The 14,797-nt window shown below is 45.5% G+C and carries 14 protein-coding genes and 1 riboswitch; of the genes, 12 read left to right on the top strand and 2 right to left on the bottom strand.

Translation table 11 applies throughout. The features are described from left to right. Nucleotides 1-104: 104 nt before the first annotated feature. A riboswitch (molybdenum cofactor riboswitch) is annotated at nt 105-239 on the top strand. The 11 genes from moaA to CBX98_RS16005 all read left to right on the top strand — a co-directional run bounded on the left by moaA (nt 228) and on the right by CBX98_RS16005 (nt 10,334). Continuing rightward, nucleotides 228-1,217, top strand: a complete 990-nt coding sequence (gene moaA / locus CBX98_RS16055) for a GTP 3',8-cyclase MoaA (RefSeq protein WP_005396649.1) — start codon at nt 228-230, stop codon at nt 1,215-1,217. It overlaps the preceding riboswitch by 12 nt. A gap of 105 nt (nt 1,218-1,322) precedes the next feature. Next, nucleotides 1,323-1,835 carry a molybdenum cofactor biosynthesis protein B gene (gene moaB, locus CBX98_RS16050; protein ID WP_005396648.1) on the top strand — a complete coding sequence of 171 codons (513 nt, stop codon included), beginning with the start codon at nt 1,323-1,325 and terminating at the stop codon, nt 1,833-1,835. 26 nt (nt 1,836-1,861) lie between these two features. Then, entirely contained in the window at nt 1,862-2,341 is a 480-nt protein-coding gene (moaC, locus tag CBX98_RS16045) for a cyclic pyranopterin monophosphate synthase MoaC (RefSeq protein ID WP_005396647.1), read from the top strand. Further along, nucleotides 2,338-2,595 (top strand): molybdopterin synthase sulfur carrier subunit, encoded by a 258-nt coding sequence (gene moaD / locus CBX98_RS16040; protein WP_005396646.1) that lies wholly within the window; start codon nt 2,338-2,340, stop codon nt 2,593-2,595. The genes moaC and moaD overlap by 4 nt, the downstream gene beginning before the upstream one ends. A gap of 1 nt (nt 2,596) precedes the next feature. Beyond that, complete coding sequence (moaE, locus tag CBX98_RS16035) at nt 2,597-3,052, top strand: molybdopterin synthase catalytic subunit MoaE (RefSeq protein ID WP_109169760.1); 456 nt, start codon at nt 2,597-2,599, stop codon at nt 3,050-3,052. A 532-nt stretch (nt 3,053-3,584) separates the two neighbouring features. Then, the gene (locus tag CBX98_RS16030) at nt 3,585-5,261 is read left to right on the top strand and encodes an ABC transporter substrate-binding protein (RefSeq protein WP_005396644.1); all 1,677 of its coding nucleotides are present in this window, start codon (nt 3,585-3,587) and stop codon (nt 5,259-5,261) included. Nucleotides 5,262-5,389: 128 nt separating this feature from the next. Beyond that, nucleotides 5,390-6,310 carry an oligopeptide ABC transporter permease OppB gene (oppB, locus tag CBX98_RS16025; RefSeq protein ID WP_006742810.1) on the top strand — a complete coding sequence of 307 codons (921 nt, stop codon included), beginning with the start codon at nt 5,390-5,392 and terminating at the stop codon, nt 6,308-6,310. 15 nt (nt 6,311-6,325) lie between these two features. Further along, nucleotides 6,326-7,228 (top strand): oligopeptide ABC transporter permease OppC, encoded by a 903-nt coding sequence (gene oppC, locus CBX98_RS16020; RefSeq protein WP_005396642.1) that lies wholly within the window; start codon nt 6,326-6,328, stop codon nt 7,226-7,228. A 27-nt stretch (nt 7,229-7,255) separates the two neighbouring features. Beyond that, nucleotides 7,256-8,227, top strand: a complete 972-nt coding sequence (locus CBX98_RS16015; RefSeq protein WP_005396641.1) for an ABC transporter ATP-binding protein — start codon at nt 7,256-7,258, stop codon at nt 8,225-8,227. After that, nucleotides 8,206-9,219 (top strand): murein tripeptide/oligopeptide ABC transporter ATP binding protein OppF, encoded by a 1,014-nt coding sequence (gene oppF / locus CBX98_RS16010; RefSeq protein WP_109169759.1) that lies wholly within the window; start codon nt 8,206-8,208, stop codon nt 9,217-9,219. The genes CBX98_RS16015 and oppF overlap by 22 nt, the downstream gene beginning before the upstream one ends. Before the next feature lie 167 nt (nt 9,220-9,386). Then, a complete protein-coding gene (locus CBX98_RS16005; protein WP_109169758.1) occupies nt 9,387-10,334 on the top strand; it encodes a glutathione S-transferase family protein in 948 nt (315 codons plus the stop codon). A gap of 114 nt (nt 10,335-10,448) precedes the next feature. Here the strand turns inward: CBX98_RS16005 and CBX98_RS16000 are convergent, their stop codons facing one another. Then, entirely contained in the window at nt 10,449-10,871 is a 423-nt protein-coding gene (locus tag CBX98_RS16000; RefSeq protein ID WP_109169757.1) for a hypothetical protein, read from the bottom strand. Between the two features lie 286 nt (nt 10,872-11,157). Here CBX98_RS16000 and CBX98_RS15995 point away from each other — a divergent pair, with 286 nt between their 5' ends. Next, a complete protein-coding gene (locus CBX98_RS15995) occupies nt 11,158-12,435 on the top strand; it encodes a DUF4010 domain-containing protein (protein WP_046874406.1) in 1,278 nt (425 codons plus the stop codon). Nucleotides 12,436-12,546: 111 nt separating this feature from the next. Here CBX98_RS15995 and pta read toward each other — a convergent pair whose 3' ends face one another. Continuing rightward, the gene (pta, locus tag CBX98_RS15990) at nt 12,547-14,691 is read right to left on the bottom strand and encodes a phosphate acetyltransferase (protein ID WP_005396636.1); all 2,145 of its coding nucleotides are present in this window, start codon (nt 14,689-14,691) and stop codon (nt 12,547-12,549) included. Between the last annotated feature and the right edge of the window lie 106 nt (nt 14,692-14,797).

Below are 14,797 nucleotides of genomic sequence, written 5' to 3'. Positions count from 1 at the left end.
AGCGGTAAATTGTGTCTCTAGAGAGTTTTTTATCACTCAAGTCTGGATTCCAGTACAAATATTAAGTATTTTACACCGCAAAGCTATCAGAGGTTTCATATCTCTGGTTGCCATAACTCCGAGCTCACTATTGCTAAGTCCGAGGATAAGCGTTTTGAGCCAGTGGCGTACTGTCACAAGGGCATGATTGGAAATGGCCATGCCTCCCGTGTTTGGAAAGGTGTTCCGTGGCGCAACAATTCGAAGACAAATTTCATCGTAAGTTCTATTACTTGCGTCTGTCTGTGACCGACGTATGTAATTTCAAATGTACCTATTGCCTTCCTGATGGCTATAAGCCTTCGGGCAATAAAAACTCGTCTTTTTTATCTCTTCCTGAAATCAAACGGGTCGTAAAAGCGTTTGCTGATTGTGGCACGTCAAAAGTGCGCATTACTGGCGGTGAACCAAGTTTACGCAAAGATTTTACCGACATTATCCACTCAGTGGCGACGACGCCTGGTATCCAAAAAGTTGCAACGACGACCAATGGTTACCGCATGGCGAAGCAAGTCGCAGACTGGCGTGAAGCGGGCTTAACTCACATCAACGTCAGCGTGGACAGCCTTGATCCGCGCATGTTCCATCAAATCACGGGTGAAAATAAGTTCACTGAGGTGATGAATGGTATCGAGCGCGCGTTTGAAGTTGGTTATGAGCAAGTAAAAGTTAATGTGGTGTTGATGAAAGATCTGAACCATCAAGAACTGCCAGCGTTTCTCAACTGGATAAAAGATCGTCCAATCCAACTGCGCTTCATCGAATTGATGCAAACGGGTGAGATGGATGATTTATTCAATAAGCATCATGTGTCTGGCGTAGCAATTCGTAATCAGTTGATTGCGAACGGTTGGCTGCTTAAAGTGCGCTCTCATAATGACGGCCCCGCGCAAGTGTTTGTTCATCCAGATTACAAGGGTGAAATTGGCCTGATCATGCCGTATGAAAAAGACTTTTGTGAGAGCTGCAACCGACTACGCGTCTCTGCGATGGGTAAGCTGCATCTGTGTTTGTTTGGAGACCACGGTGTAGAACTACGTGATCTATTGGAACGTGATGAGCAAGAAAGCGAGCTTATTGAACGCATCCAAGCGCAGTTACAAACTAAGTCGGTGAGCCACTTCTTGCACGATGGTAATACGGGTATGACGCCACATCTGGCGTCTATCGGCGGCTAAATCAACTCAAATTTTGTAGGGAAAGCTTATTTATAGGCTAGCTTTCCCTCGCTTTTCTAGAATCGATACCAAACGTATCAAAGTTAAAAGAGAATAGGTGAACACATGGGTCACGCTGAAAGCAAATTTCAACCTGCAAATATTGCCGTTCTAACGGTATCTGACACTCGTACCGAAGAAAACGATACCTCTGGTCGCTACCTTGTTGAACACGCTCAAGAAGCGGGTCACAATGTTGTCGATAAGCAAATTGTTATTGATGACATGTACAAAATTCGCGCAATTGTTTCTCAGTGGATTGCGGACGACAATGTTCAAGCGATCATGATTACTGGTGGTACAGGGTTCACGTCACGTGACAGCACGCCAGAAGCGCTGAAGCCTCTGTTTGATAAAGAAGTAGAAGGTTTTGGTGAGTTATTCCGCATGGTGTCTTACGAAGAAATTGGTACGTCAACGATCCAATCGCGTGCAATTGCAGGTTTTGCTAACCATACAGTTATCTTCGCAATGCCTGGTTCAACAGGCGCGTGCCGCACTGGCTGGACGAAGATCATCAAGCAGCAGTTAGATGCAAGCCATCGCCCTTGTAACTTCATGCCGCACCTATCTGTATAACCTTTCCTAAAAGCGAAGGAAAAACAATGACTCAATTTACCCATATCAACGCGTCTGGCGAAGCTAACATGGTCGACGTGTCTGCAAAAGCTGAAACGGTTCGTGAAGCACGTGCAGAAGCATTTGTTCACATGGCCCCAGAAACCTTGCAACTGATTGTTTCCGGTCAGCATCATAAAGGTGATGTGTTCGCGACGGCTCGAATTGCTGGTATCCAAGCTGCAAAGAAAACGTGGGATTTGATTCCACTTTGTCATCCTCTGTTGCTTTCTAAAGTCGAAGTTCAGTTGGAGGCTATTGAGTCAGAAAACAAAGTTCGTATTGAATCTGTTTGTAAGCTTGCAGGTAAAACGGGCGTAGAAATGGAAGCGCTCACGGCGGCTTCTGTTGCTGCACTGACGATTTACGATATGTGTAAAGCGGTGCAAAAAGATATGGTTATCGGTCAAGTTCGTCTCCTAGAAAAGACGGGTGGAAAATCTGGACACTTCAAGGCGGAATCATGATCAAAGTACTTTTTTTTGCTCAGACTCGTGAGCTGATTGGTATCGACAGTGTCGAATTAGATGATCAATTTGAAACGGTTGAAGCGATTCGCGCACATCTCGTGGAAGAGGGCGCTGATAAAAATGGTAAGTGGGATTTGGCTTTAGAGCCAGGAAAGCTACTTGCTGCTGTTAATCAATCTATTGTCCCACTTGATACCGAAGTAAAAGCGGGGGATGAAGTTGCATTTTTCCCACCGGTAACCGGAGGTTAAGATGGACCCACGCGTCTCTGTACAAGTTGAAGACTTTTCCGTTGATCACGAATATCAACGTTTATCCGAAGGTACGGCTGCTGGTGCTGTCGTAACATTCATTGGTAAAGTTCGAGATATGAACCTTGGCGATAATGTTGTTGGTTTGCACTTGGAACACTACCCAGGCATGACTGAGAAGAGCTTGAGCGACATTTGCGATCAAGCTGAATCACGTTGGCCATTATTGGGCGTACGCGTGATTCATCGCGTTGGTGACATGGATAGCGGTGATCAAATCGTCTTTGTTGGTGTTTCAAGTGCACACCGTGGAGCAGCATTTGATGCTTGCGAGTTCATTATGGACTACTTGAAAACCAAAGCACCATTTTGGAAGAAAGAACGCACGACGAGTGAAGATCGTTGGATTGAGTCGCGCGATACTGATCACCAAGCTGCACGGCGTTGGGAAAAATAGAACCCACTCCTCATTCTAGTGAAAAAAGCTAAGTGTCAATGGCACTTAGCTTTTTTTGTACTTATCTTCATAATTCTGCTCATTTGACTTCAACACAACCCGTACTCGCTCTGGTGATATTCTTCACAATAAAAGTTTTTAGCCCAATATATAAACAATTATTTGTTAGACTTCATTTGTCATAAATGTTAAATAATATGTAAATATCTAGCATAAGATGCTATCAAATGGTTTAAATGTAGATTAATCGAAAGTTTTGTCTGTGGAATGTCGCTTCTGGTCTCCATTTGGCTGGTGAATACTTTTTGATTAGAGTTTACTGCTAGATATGTGTGGTTTAGTCAGGATTATTGGTTTTTTTGCTACATTTTTATGGCAAATTACTTCAATGATTGCTAATGTGTGCCGCAGTCTTTGTAAGGTTTTAGGCTTTTGTGCTCAGAAAATGCACTAAAAAAATCTAAAACTCTGACCGTTCCAGGCCCTTACAAAGAAGTCATGGATGCTAACGAAAAAATTTGGAGTTTTACGCATGTATAAGAATAAAATCACGCGCGCTTTATTTATTGGTGCTGGTCTTTCTCTCGCTTTAGCTGGTTGTGGCGAAAAGCCTGCAGAGAAACAAGCTGCTGAGCCTGCTCCGGCTCCAGCCCCTGAAGCTAAATCTGATTCTAAAGAGCCAAAACTTGCTGCTGTTCAAGAATTGGTGCGTGGTAACGGTACAGAAGTTGCGACAATAGACCCTCATAAATCTCAAGGTGTTCCAGAATCCCACGTGATTCGCGATCTTCTTGAAGGCCTAGTAAACCAAGATGCGGACGGTAACACTATCCCTGGTGTTGCAGAATCTTGGGAAACTGAAGACAACAAAACATACACTTTCCACCTACGTGAAGACGCAAAATGGTCTAACGGTGATCCTGTTACTGCAGGTGATTTTGTATACAGCTTCCAACGCGCAGTCGACCCAGCAACCGCTTCTCCATACGCTTGGTACATGGAATACACCAAGATGAAGAACGCAAAAGACATTGTTGCGGGTAAAAAAGACAAGAGTGAGTTGGGTGTTAAAGCGGTTGACGACCACACGTTAGTGGTTGAGCTAGACACTGCTGTACCATACTTTGTGATGATGATGGGCCACACAACAGTGAAGCCTGTTCACCAAGCAACCGTTGAAAAGTTCGGAGATCAATGGACGAAGCCTGAGAACTTTGTAGGTAACGGTGCTTATGTTGTTGACAACTGGGTTGTAAACGAGCGTTTAGTTCTAAAACGTAACGAACAATACTGGGACAACGAAAACACGACGCTTGATCAAGTTACTTTCCTACCAATCGAAAACCAAGTAGCGGAAATGAACCGCTTCCTAGCAGGTGAAATCGACTTCACGAATGAACTGCCTACAGAGCACTTCAAGCGTTTGAAGCAAGAGCATCCAGAAGACGTGTCTGTATCGGGTAACTTATGTACTTACTACTACATCTTCAACACGAAGAAAAAGCCGTTTGATGATGTTCGCGTACGTAAAGCGATTTCTTATGCGATTGACCGTAATATCGTGACTGATGCGATCCTAGCACAAGGTCAAAAGCCAGCTTATTTCCTAACGCCTGAAATCACGGCGGGTTTCAACCCAGAAATCCCTGCATACGGCAAAATGACGCAAGAAGAGCGTAACGCTGAAGCGGCGCGTCTATTGGAAGAAGCGGGTTACGGCGCAGACAACCCTCTTGAATTTAACCTTCTATACAACACGTCAGAGAACCACAAGAAACTTGCGGTTGCACTGGGTTCAATGTGGAAGAAGACGCTTGGTCTAGACGTTACGCTAGAAAACCAAGAGTGGAAAACTTACCTATCTACCAAAGATTCTGGCAATTTTGAGGTTGCTCGTGCAGGTTGGTGTGGCGACTACAACGAAGCTTCATCTTTCCTAACGCTGATGATGAGTAATAACACTACTGGTGGTATTCACTACGACAGCAAAGAGTACGATGCAATCATGAACAAAGCATTTGCTTCAACTTCTGACGAAGAGCGTCAAGCGCTTTACCTAGAAGCAGAGAAGTTGATGGCAAAAGATATGCCAATCGCACCTATCTACCAGTACGTGAAATCACGTCTACTATCACCGAAAGTTGGTGGCTTCCCAGTCAATAACGCGGAAGACAAGATTTACTCTAAAGATCTCTACATCACAGAGTAATTCGTAACTCGATAGAACTATAAAAATGAGGCTCTACATGTGAGAAATTGCATGTAGCGCCTATCTTTAGTCCAAAAGAATTGGACGACTTCTTTAATTTAACTGTCACAGACTGAAAGAGTGAGTTTATGCTTAAATTCATCGCAAAAAGGATATTTGAGGCGATCCCAACAATGTTGGTTTTGATCACCGTATCTTTCTTTCTTATGCGCTTTGCACCGGGAAACCCTTTCTCGACAGAGCGTCCATTGCCACCCGAAGTAATGGCAAATATCGAAGCTAAATATGGCTTAGATAAACCTGTATTTGAACAATACACCACGTATTTGACCAATGTTATCCAAGGGGATTTCGGACCGTCATTTAAATACCTTGATTACTCGGTTAACGAGCTGATCGCGGTTGCCTTACCGGTTTCGGCTAAAGTGGGCTTCATCGCCTTTATCTTTACCCTGATTATGGGGGTTACTGTCGGTACCATTGCTGCGCTCAAGCAGAATACTTGGATTGATTACACCATCATGTCGACAGCGATGCTCGGCGTGGTAATGCCTTCTTTTGTATTGGCACCTGCTCTTATCTATCTGTTCTCGCTTCACTGGAATATCTTCCCTGCGGGCGGTTGGCAAGATGGTAGCTGGCAGTATTTAGTGCTTCCTGTCATTGGTATGTCACTACTGTATGTTGCAACCTTCGCTCGTATTACGCGTGGTTCGATGATCGAGACACTGAACAGTAACTTTATTCGTACGGCTCGTGCTAAAGGTCTAAGCTACCGTTACATCATCATCAAGCATGCTCTTAAGCCGGCACTTCTCCCTGTTGTTTCTTACATGGGTCCTGCTTTCGTAGGTATCATCACTGGTTCTGTTGTTATCGAAACCATTTTTGGTCTACCAGGTATTGGTAAGCTATTCGTTAACGCTGCGTTTAACCGTGACTACTCGCTAGTAATGGGTGTAACCATCCTGATTGGTTTCCTATTCATTTTATTCAACGCGATTGTAGATATTCTACTTGCAATGATTGACCCGAAAATTCGCTACTAACAGGGACGTTTGGTTATGTTAACGAAAAAAGAAAACCTAGAAGCGATTGAGAAGTTCTCCGAAAACTTGGAGATTGAAGGTCGCAGTCTTTGGCAAGATGCTCGTATCCGTTTTATGCGCAACAAAGCGGCAATGGTGAGCTTATTCCTTCTTGTTCTAATGACGTTGGCGGTGATTATTCTGCCAATGATCGCACCGCACACCTTTGATGATACTGACTGGTACGCGATGCACGTTGCACCGAATGCTGACCATTGGTTTGGTACCGACAGCTTAGGTCGTGACTTATACGTACGCACGCTAATCGGCGGTCGTATTTCGTTGATGGTGGGGGTCATGGGTGCATTTGTAGCCGTACTGATTGGTACGCTCTATGGCGCAGCATCTGGTTTTATCGGCGGTAAAGTTGACCGCGTAATGATGCGTATTCTAGAAATTTTATACGCGGTACCGTTTATGTTCCTGGTAATCGTACTGGTAACATTCTTCGGTCGTAACATCATGCTGATCTTTGTCGCGATTGGTGCTATCGCATGGCTAGATATGGCGCGTATCGTACGTGGTCAGACACTCAGCTTACGTAGCAAAGAGTTCATCGAAGCTGCACACGTGTGTGGTGTTAGCAACTGGAAAATTATCACTCGTCATATCGTGCCGAACGTACTGGGTATCGTAGCGGTTTACTCTACGCTACTTATCCCGAGCATGATCCTGACGGAGTCATTCCTATCATTCCTTGGTCTTGGTGTTCAGGAACCGATGACAAGTTGGGGCGCGCTTCTACAAGAAGGTGCACAGACAATGGAAGTGGCAATCTGGCAGCTGGCATTCCCAGCCGTGTTCATGGTTGTGACGCTATTCTGCTTCAACTACGTTGGTGACGGCCTGCGCGATGCGCTGGATCCAAAAGACAGATAATTAAAAGATAAGATTAAGGAAGCAATGATGAGCTTATTAGATGTCAAAGATCTGCGCGTCGAATTCACCACGCAAGATGGTATCGTAACCGCAGTAAACGATTTGAACTTCTCTCTCAACCAAGGCGAAACCTTAGGCATCGTTGGAGAGTCGGGATCAGGTAAATCTCAAACCGTATTCGCAATCATGGGCCTGTTGGCTAAGAACGGTATTATTTCTGGTAGCGCAAAGTTTGAAGGCAAAGAAATCTTAAACTTACCAGAAAAAGAACTGAACAAAGTGCGTGCGGAACAGATCGCAATGATCTTCCAAGACCCAATGACATCACTGAACCCTTACATGAAGGTAAGTGACCAGTTGATGGAAGTGCTTATGCTACATAAAGGCATGGGCAAAGCGGAAGCATTTGAAGAATCAGTACGCATGCTGGAAGCGGTGAAAATCCCTGAAGCGCGTAAGCGTATCACGATGTACCCGCATGAGTTTTCAGGCGGTATGCGTCAGCGTGTAATGATCGCGATGGCGTTGTTATGTCGTCCTAAGTTGCTTATTGCCGATGAGCCAACAACAGCACTTGATGTGACGGTTCAAGCACAGATAATGGACCTGCTTAATGAGCTTAAAGATGAGTTCAACACGGCGATCATCATGATCACGCACGACCTTGGTGTTGTTGCAGGTTCGTGTGATAAGGTGCTGGTGATGTATGCAGGTCGTACGATGGAGTACGGCAACGTAAACGAGATCTTCTATAATCCAAGCCACCCTTATGCAGAGGGTCTACTGAAGGCGATTCCTCGCCTTGATACGGAAGGTGAAATTCTGCCAACCATTCCTGGTAACCCACCAAACTTGCTTCGTCTACCACCGGGCTGCCCTTATCAAGAGCGTTGTCACCGAGTGATGGATCGTTGTAAGCGTGAAGCGCCAATTCTGACTCCATTTGGTGATGGCCGTCAGCGCGCATGTTTTTCTGAATGGGAGGCTTGGAACAAATGAACGCAGTAGATAAAAAGCTAATTCTGGACATTTCAGAGCTGAAAGTTCACTTCAGCATTTCGTCAAAATCGGCATGGCCTTGGTCAAAGCCTTCAAGCCTAAAAGCGGTTGATGGGGTGAACGTTCGACTATACGAAGGGGAAACGCTTGGTGTAGTAGGTGAGTCAGGTTGTGGTAAATCGACGTTTGCGCGCGCCATCATCGGTCTTGTTGAAGCGACGGATGGAGAAGTAGTTTGGTTGGGTCAAGATCTAACTAAGATGAAAGACGTCCAACGTCGTGAAACGCGTAAAGAAATCCAAATGATTTTCCAAGATCCTTTGGCTTCTCTTAACCCACGTATGACGGTTGGCGACATTATTGCTGAGCCTCTTGAAACGTTCTACCCAGAACTGTCTAAGCAGGAAGTGAAAGACCGCGTTAAAGAGATGATGGCGAAAGTTGGCCTATTACCTAACGTTATTAACCGTTACCCACACGAGTTCTCGGGTGGTCAGTGTCAGCGTATCGGGATTGCGCGTGCGCTTATCCTTAAGCCTAAGATGATCATTTGTGACGAGCCAGTATCGGCGCTTGATGTATCTATTCAAGCTCAGGTTGTTAACCTGCTTAAAGAGATTCAAAAAGAACTAGGCCTTTCTCTGGTATTCATTGCGCATGATTTGTCAGTGGTTAAACACATCTCAGACCGTGTTTTGGTCATGTACTTGGGTAATGCTGTCGAGCTCGGTGAGGCGGAGGCGCTGTTTGCTGATCCTAAGCACCCATATACACGCGCATTGATGTCAGCGGTTCCGATTCCGGACCCGAACATTGAACGCAGTAAGAAAATCCAAATGCTGGAAGGCGACCTTCCTTCGCCGATCAGCCCACCATCGGGTTGTGTGTTCCGCACTCGTTGCCCACAAGCAACCGAAGAGTGTGCGAAGACGAAGCCAACGATTCAAGGTAACGACGTTCACGCGGTATCTTGTTTGCACGTTAGTGTATAAATTCAGCCTGTGACGGGCTTAAGCGCGACACCTTCATCGGGTCGCGCTTTTTTTATGCATCTGATTTATACATTCGAATTTCTTGAACATGATGTCCTAAGTTCAGTGATTTTCTGTTTGATAGGAAACGCTAATATAGACATAAACAGAATGAGAGGAGCGCAATCATGGGTAAGTTGGTCGAAGGTGTTTGGCATGACGTCTGGTATGACACAAAATCAAATGGTGGCAAATTTGTGCGTGAAGATGCCGGATTCCGTAACTGGGTTAAAAACGAACCTGATGCGGAGTTTAAACCAGAGTCTGGTCGATACCATTTGTATGTCTCTCTTGCTTGTCCTTGGGCACACCGAACGCTCATCTTCCGCAAGCTGAAAGGCTTAGAACCACATATTGATGTCACGGTTGTTTGCCCTGATATGTTAAGCCAAGGCTGGCAAATGGGGCTTCCTGAGCCACTATTTGGTCACACTCGTATGCACCAAATCTACACGCAGGCCAAACCAGATTACACAGGCCGTGTAACTGTGCCTGTGCTTTGGGATAAAAAGACCAATACGATCGTGTCGAATGAGTCGTCAGAAATTATTCGTATGTTTAACACGGAGTTCAATGCGTTAACAGGAAACCACGATGACTATTATCCAGAACAGCTAAAGCATGTTATTGACGAGTGGAACGATTTTGTTTATCCAAACGTCAACAATGGAGTGTATCGCTGTGGTTTTGCGACCACGCAAGAGGCATATGAAGAAGCATTCGATTCTTTATTCGCTGCGCTAGATAAAATCGATTCGCACCTATCGACGCATCGTTATTTAGCGGGGAATACTATTACTGAGGCTGATTGGCGTTTGTTTACGACTCTGATCCGTTTCGATGCCGTGTATGTGGGCCACTTCAAATGTAATAAGCAGCGCATCGCAGACTACGAAAATATTCAAGGATACTTAAAAGAGCTGTATCAAGTCGAAGGCGTCGAAGAAACCACGGATTTCTACCATATTAAACGTCACTACTATTTCAGCCACACTGGGATTAACCCGACGCAAGTCGTACCCAAAGGGCCTGATTTAGACTTAAACTCTCCTCATGGAAGAGAAATAATTAGCTAGTTTGCTACCTCCATCAGAAATGAAAAAGTACTTAACGGTTAGCAATATCGTTAAGTACTTTTACGCCAACTAAATACTAGGAGCAGGAGAGTGACTTTTAAATGTGCGCACGTCTTACTTAGCGCGTACGACATCCATCACTAGTTTTCCGTCGACTTTTACAGGGCCATCTTCTTTGGCTCCGAGTGTATATTCAAATACGCCAGTCTTCATTCCCCCTTTTTCTCCGTGGACCATTAGCATCAGCATGTCGCCAGACTCAACCGGTTCCATCAAAATTGCATTCACGTTCTCATTCTGTCCCATCTTTAGTGGGGCATAGCCGATAACAGGGCCAGGCTTCATTGATTCGTCTGTTCGGTGGACTACCATCCATCCGTTGTCGTCAGCATGAGCCATTTTTGCGGTTACCGTTCCTTCGGACATATCTTGATCAACGCCTTTAATGCTTGGGGCTGAAAAGCTGAATGAAGAAAAACTGAACAGAATTGCAGCTAAACCAAGCTTTAGCAGTGAGTTGTTGATGGAGTTGTTCATATGTATTCCTTACTTATGTGTGAGTTTGCGTAATTGCAGTCCATCTTCGTTACGTAGTTCTAGTAAGAAAGTTCAGTTGAAATGTAAATAATGCTGATAAATTGAACAGGGAGGGCCGCTTCGTTCTATTACGTTTTGGTGGTAGATAAAAGAATAATGAAATTATAAGACGCAATGGTAAGCAGGGAACCGGGGCCATTTTCTGATTATCCTCTCATCGTCACAGCTTCTTACCCATATTCAAATAAACTAATGATATAACAACCGCTTTTTAACGGGGTGATGCATGGATATCAATGAGTTTGTCAGTGGCGAGCATCTAATTTGGAATCTGCTTATTGCTCTATTACTAGGGGCAATTGTTGGCACCCAACGTGGCTGGGTGATGCGCAATAGCGTAGAAGGCAGTCGTGTAGCAGGCATTCGTACTTTTTCTTTAGTCGGTTTACTCGGTGGTTTAGTTGGCATTCTCGCCAACATCTATACACCTTTACTCATTGGTTTTGCGCTTATCGCTTTAGTCATCCTCACTTGCATCGCTTTTGTTATACAGCAGAAAAAGAGCGGAGATGTGAGCATCACTGGCGTGGTTAGTATCATGGTGGTGTTTGTTCTGGGTAACCTTGCCGTGTCGGGTGAGGCTGTTTTGGCTGCAGCAGCGGCCGTCATAACCGCTGTGGTGCTCGATAACAAAAGAGAGCTACATCAAGCGCTACAAAAACTGCAAGAGTATGAGTTAGACGCAGCACTGCGTTTATTACTTATCTCGATAGTCATGTTACCCCTGTTACCAAATCAATCTTACGGCCCTTGGAATGCACTTAACCCGTATGAGATTTGGTGGATGGTTGTGCTGATCGCTAGTATCTCTTTTGTCGGTTATTTTGCGATAAAGATCGGCGGGGCGAAGCGAGGTATTTTGTTTACGTCTGTATTTGCGGGGCTTAGCTCTTCGACAGCATTAACGTTGCAGTTTTCCCATCTTTCTCGTGAGCAAGCGAGCATCAGCCCGTTACTCGCTAGTGGTATTCTTTTGAGCTGCGGAACCATGTTCCCTCGTTTACTTATCGTACTGTCTGTTATCAATCCACAATTAGTGAAACTGCTTTGGCCAATTGTGATGGCGATGATGGTTGCGCTGTACATCCCAGCATGGTGGATTTGGCGCAGAAGTGAAGTTGAGCAGATTGAGCAATCAAATAAGCAAACGAACCCTCTAGCTTTGCAGTCGGCACTGTTCTTTGGCCTCGTGTTGGCGGTGATTATGCTGCTTGCTCACGCTTTGTCTGACTGGTTCGGCAATGCGGGGGTGTTGATCCTTTCTGCTTTATCAGGGATTACTGACGTTGATGCGATCTCGTTAACCCTCGGACGTCAAAGTACGCAAACATTGAGCGTGACCACTGCTGCGTTAGGCATTTTGATTGCCGCTTCGGTTAATACCATTGTGAAAATGGGGATGGTCATCGCGATAGGGGATAAGAAGCTTTGGCGCCGAATCGCACCAGTGATGACAGGTTGTGTTGTGGTTGGGGCAGGGGTATTTATGGCGCTGTATTCGTAAGAGCGTATTAGTGCTATTGCTCATAGCCTCTTTGCTGTGTGCTCAACAATAGAAAAAGCCCTCGACGAATTGAGGGCTTTGGATAGTTGTCCAACTAGATGTCAGAAGCGATTATTTAGCTTCTTGGTCTGCTTGGATTGCTGTTAGAGCGATTGTGTACACGATATCGTCTACTAGCGCGCCACGAGACAAGTCGTTTACAGGCTTGCGCATACCTTGCAGCATTGGACCGATAGAAACTAGGTCAGCTGAACGTTGTACTGCTTTGTAAGTCGTGTTACCCGTGTTTAGGTCTGGGAATACGAATACTGTCGCTTTACCTGCTACTGGAGAGTTAGGCGCTTTAGACGCTGCCACGTTTTCCATGATAGCTGCGTCGTACTGCAGAGGACCGTCGATCACTAGATCAGGACGCTTCTCTTTCGCGATGCGAGTTGCTTCACGTACTTTATCAACGTCTGCACCCTTACCAGATTCACCAGTAGAGTAAGAGATCATAGCAACGCGAGGGTCGATACCGAATGCTGCTGCAGAGTCAGCAGATTGGATAGCGATTTCAGCAAGCTGTTCAGCGGTTGGATCTGGGTTGATCGCACAGTCACCGTAAACCAGTACTTGATCAGGCAGAAGCATGAAGAATACTGAAGATACGATAGACGCATTTGGTGCAGTCTTGATGATTTGGAACGGAGGAACGATAGTGTTCGCCGTAGTATGAACAGCACCAGAAACTAGGCCGTCAACTTCGTCGTTCTCAAGCATCATTGTGCCCAGGAATACTGAATCTTGTAGCTTCTCACGAGCCACAACTTCAGTCATGCCTTTCGCACCGCGCAGCTCAACTAGACGAGCAACGTAGTTTTCACGAACAGCATCAGCATCGATGATGGTTACGCCAGTACCTAGCTCAACGCCTTGTTGAGCTGCTACGCGACGGATTTCATCTGGGTTACCTAGAAGTACACAGTCTGCAATACCTCGTTCAGCACAGATTGCTGCCGCTTTAACAGTACGTGGTTCGTCACCTTCTGGAAGAACGATACGCTTGCCTGCTTTACGAGCAAGTTCAGTTAGTTGGTAACGGAACGCAGGTGGGCTTAGACGACGAGACTTCTGAGTACCTTCAGTCATTGACTCGATCCAGTTACCGTCGATGTGACCAGCAACGTGCTCGTTGATGAACTCGATACGCTCTTTATCGTCTGCAGGTACTTCGATGCTGAAGCTCTGTAGGTTTAGAGATGTCTGCCAAGTGTTACCTTGTGCTTTGAAGATAGGTAGACCAGTGTCGAACGCTGGTTTACATAGACCTTCGATTTCGCGAGGGATGTCGTAACCGCCAGTTAGCAGTACAGCACCAATATCCACACCGTTCATTGCAGCAAGAGAAGCAGCAACGATAACATCAGGACGGTCTGCAGAAGTAACAAGTAGAGAGCCAGGTTTGAAATGCTCAATCATGTTTGGCAGAGAACGTGCACAGAAAGTGATGCTCTTGATGCGACGAGTGTTGATGTCACCTTCGTTGATGATATCTGCTTTCAGGTGCTTAGCCATGTCGATTGCACGAGTCGCAATCAGATCAATGCTCCATGGCACGCAACCTAGTACACGAATTGGAGAAGTGTTGAAGATTTCCATCACTTTCAATTCGTTTTGTTTCGCGCTATCTGCATCGTCAAAGATTTCAGATAGGTCAGGGCGAGTACGGCCAGCTTCGTCAACAGGAGCGTTTAGCTTGTTGATGATAACGCCAGAGATGTTTTTGTTCTTAGTGCCGCCGAAGTTAGAACATGCTACTTCGATACGCTCTTTCAGTTGCGCTGGGTTATCAGTACCTGGAGTCGCAACTAGCACGATTTCTGCACCAAGTGTTGCCGCGATTTCCGCGTTTACTTGGTTTGCAAATGGGTGCTTACGAGTAGGTACAAGACCTTCGATTAGCGTAACGTCTGCGTCTTTGTTGATTTGGTTGTAACGTTCAACAACGGTTTCTAGCAGCTCGTCCATGTTGTCGTTACCGATTAGGCTTTCAGCAACAGACATCGCCATTGGTTCACCGATCTTCATATCGCTGTTGTGGCCAACGATAGTTGAAGTCAGATCTGGCTGATCACCACCTGAACGTGGCTGACAGATTGGCTTGTAGAAAGAAACTTTAACGCCTTTACGCTCCATAGCGCGAAGAACACCCATGCTAACGCTTGTTAGGCCAACGCCTGCGCTAGTAGGGATAAGCATAATAGTACGAGACATTCGTAGAGTACCTTTAGCTATTTGGGGGATAAAAGCTCAACTCTTATTCCATGAAGCTCGAAGAATAGGAGTTGAGCCCCTAAGAAATTCGTTTGAATGAAAATCT

This window comes from Vibrio sp. T9 (genome assembly GCF_003123985.1).
GTDB classification, from domain to species: domain Bacteria; phylum Pseudomonadota; class Gammaproteobacteria; order Enterobacterales; family Vibrionaceae; genus Vibrio; species Vibrio diabolicus.
Note: the sequence above shows the minus strand (reverse complement) of the source record. Positions and strands in the feature narration are given on the sequence as shown.

Coding starts and splice junctions, on each gene's coding strand:
- moaB (WP_005396648.1), top strand. CDS start 1,323: ATGGGTCACGCTGAAAGCAAATTTCAACCTGCAAATATTGCCGTTCTA.
- moaC (WP_005396647.1), top strand. CDS start 1,862: ATGACTCAATTTACCCATATCAACGCGTCTGGCGAAGCTAACATGGTC.
- moaD (WP_005396646.1), top strand. CDS start 2,338: ATGATCAAAGTACTTTTTTTTGCTCAGACTCGTGAGCTGATTGGTATC.
- moaE (WP_109169760.1), top strand. CDS start 2,597: ATGGACCCACGCGTCTCTGTACAAGTTGAAGACTTTTCCGTTGATCAC.
- CBX98_RS16030 (WP_005396644.1), top strand. CDS start 3,585: ATGTATAAGAATAAAATCACGCGCGCTTTATTTATTGGTGCTGGTCTT.
- oppB (WP_006742810.1), top strand. CDS start 5,390: ATGCTTAAATTCATCGCAAAAAGGATATTTGAGGCGATCCCAACAATG.
- oppC (WP_005396642.1), top strand. CDS start 6,326: ATGTTAACGAAAAAAGAAAACCTAGAAGCGATTGAGAAGTTCTCCGAA.
- CBX98_RS16015 (WP_005396641.1), top strand. CDS start 7,256: ATGAGCTTATTAGATGTCAAAGATCTGCGCGTCGAATTCACCACGCAA.
- oppF (WP_109169759.1), top strand. CDS start 8,206: ATGGGAGGCTTGGAACAAATGAACGCAGTAGATAAAAAGCTAATTCTG.
- CBX98_RS16005 (WP_109169758.1), top strand. CDS start 9,387: ATGGGTAAGTTGGTCGAAGGTGTTTGGCATGACGTCTGGTATGACACA.
- CBX98_RS16000 (WP_109169757.1), bottom strand. CDS start 10,871: ATGAACAACTCCATCAACAACTCACTGCTAAAGCTTGGTTTAGCTGCA.
- CBX98_RS15995 (WP_046874406.1), top strand. CDS start 11,158: ATGGATATCAATGAGTTTGTCAGTGGCGAGCATCTAATTTGGAATCTG.
- pta (WP_005396636.1), bottom strand. CDS start 14,691: ATGTCTCGTACTATTATGCTTATCCCTACTAGCGCAGGCGTTGGCCTA.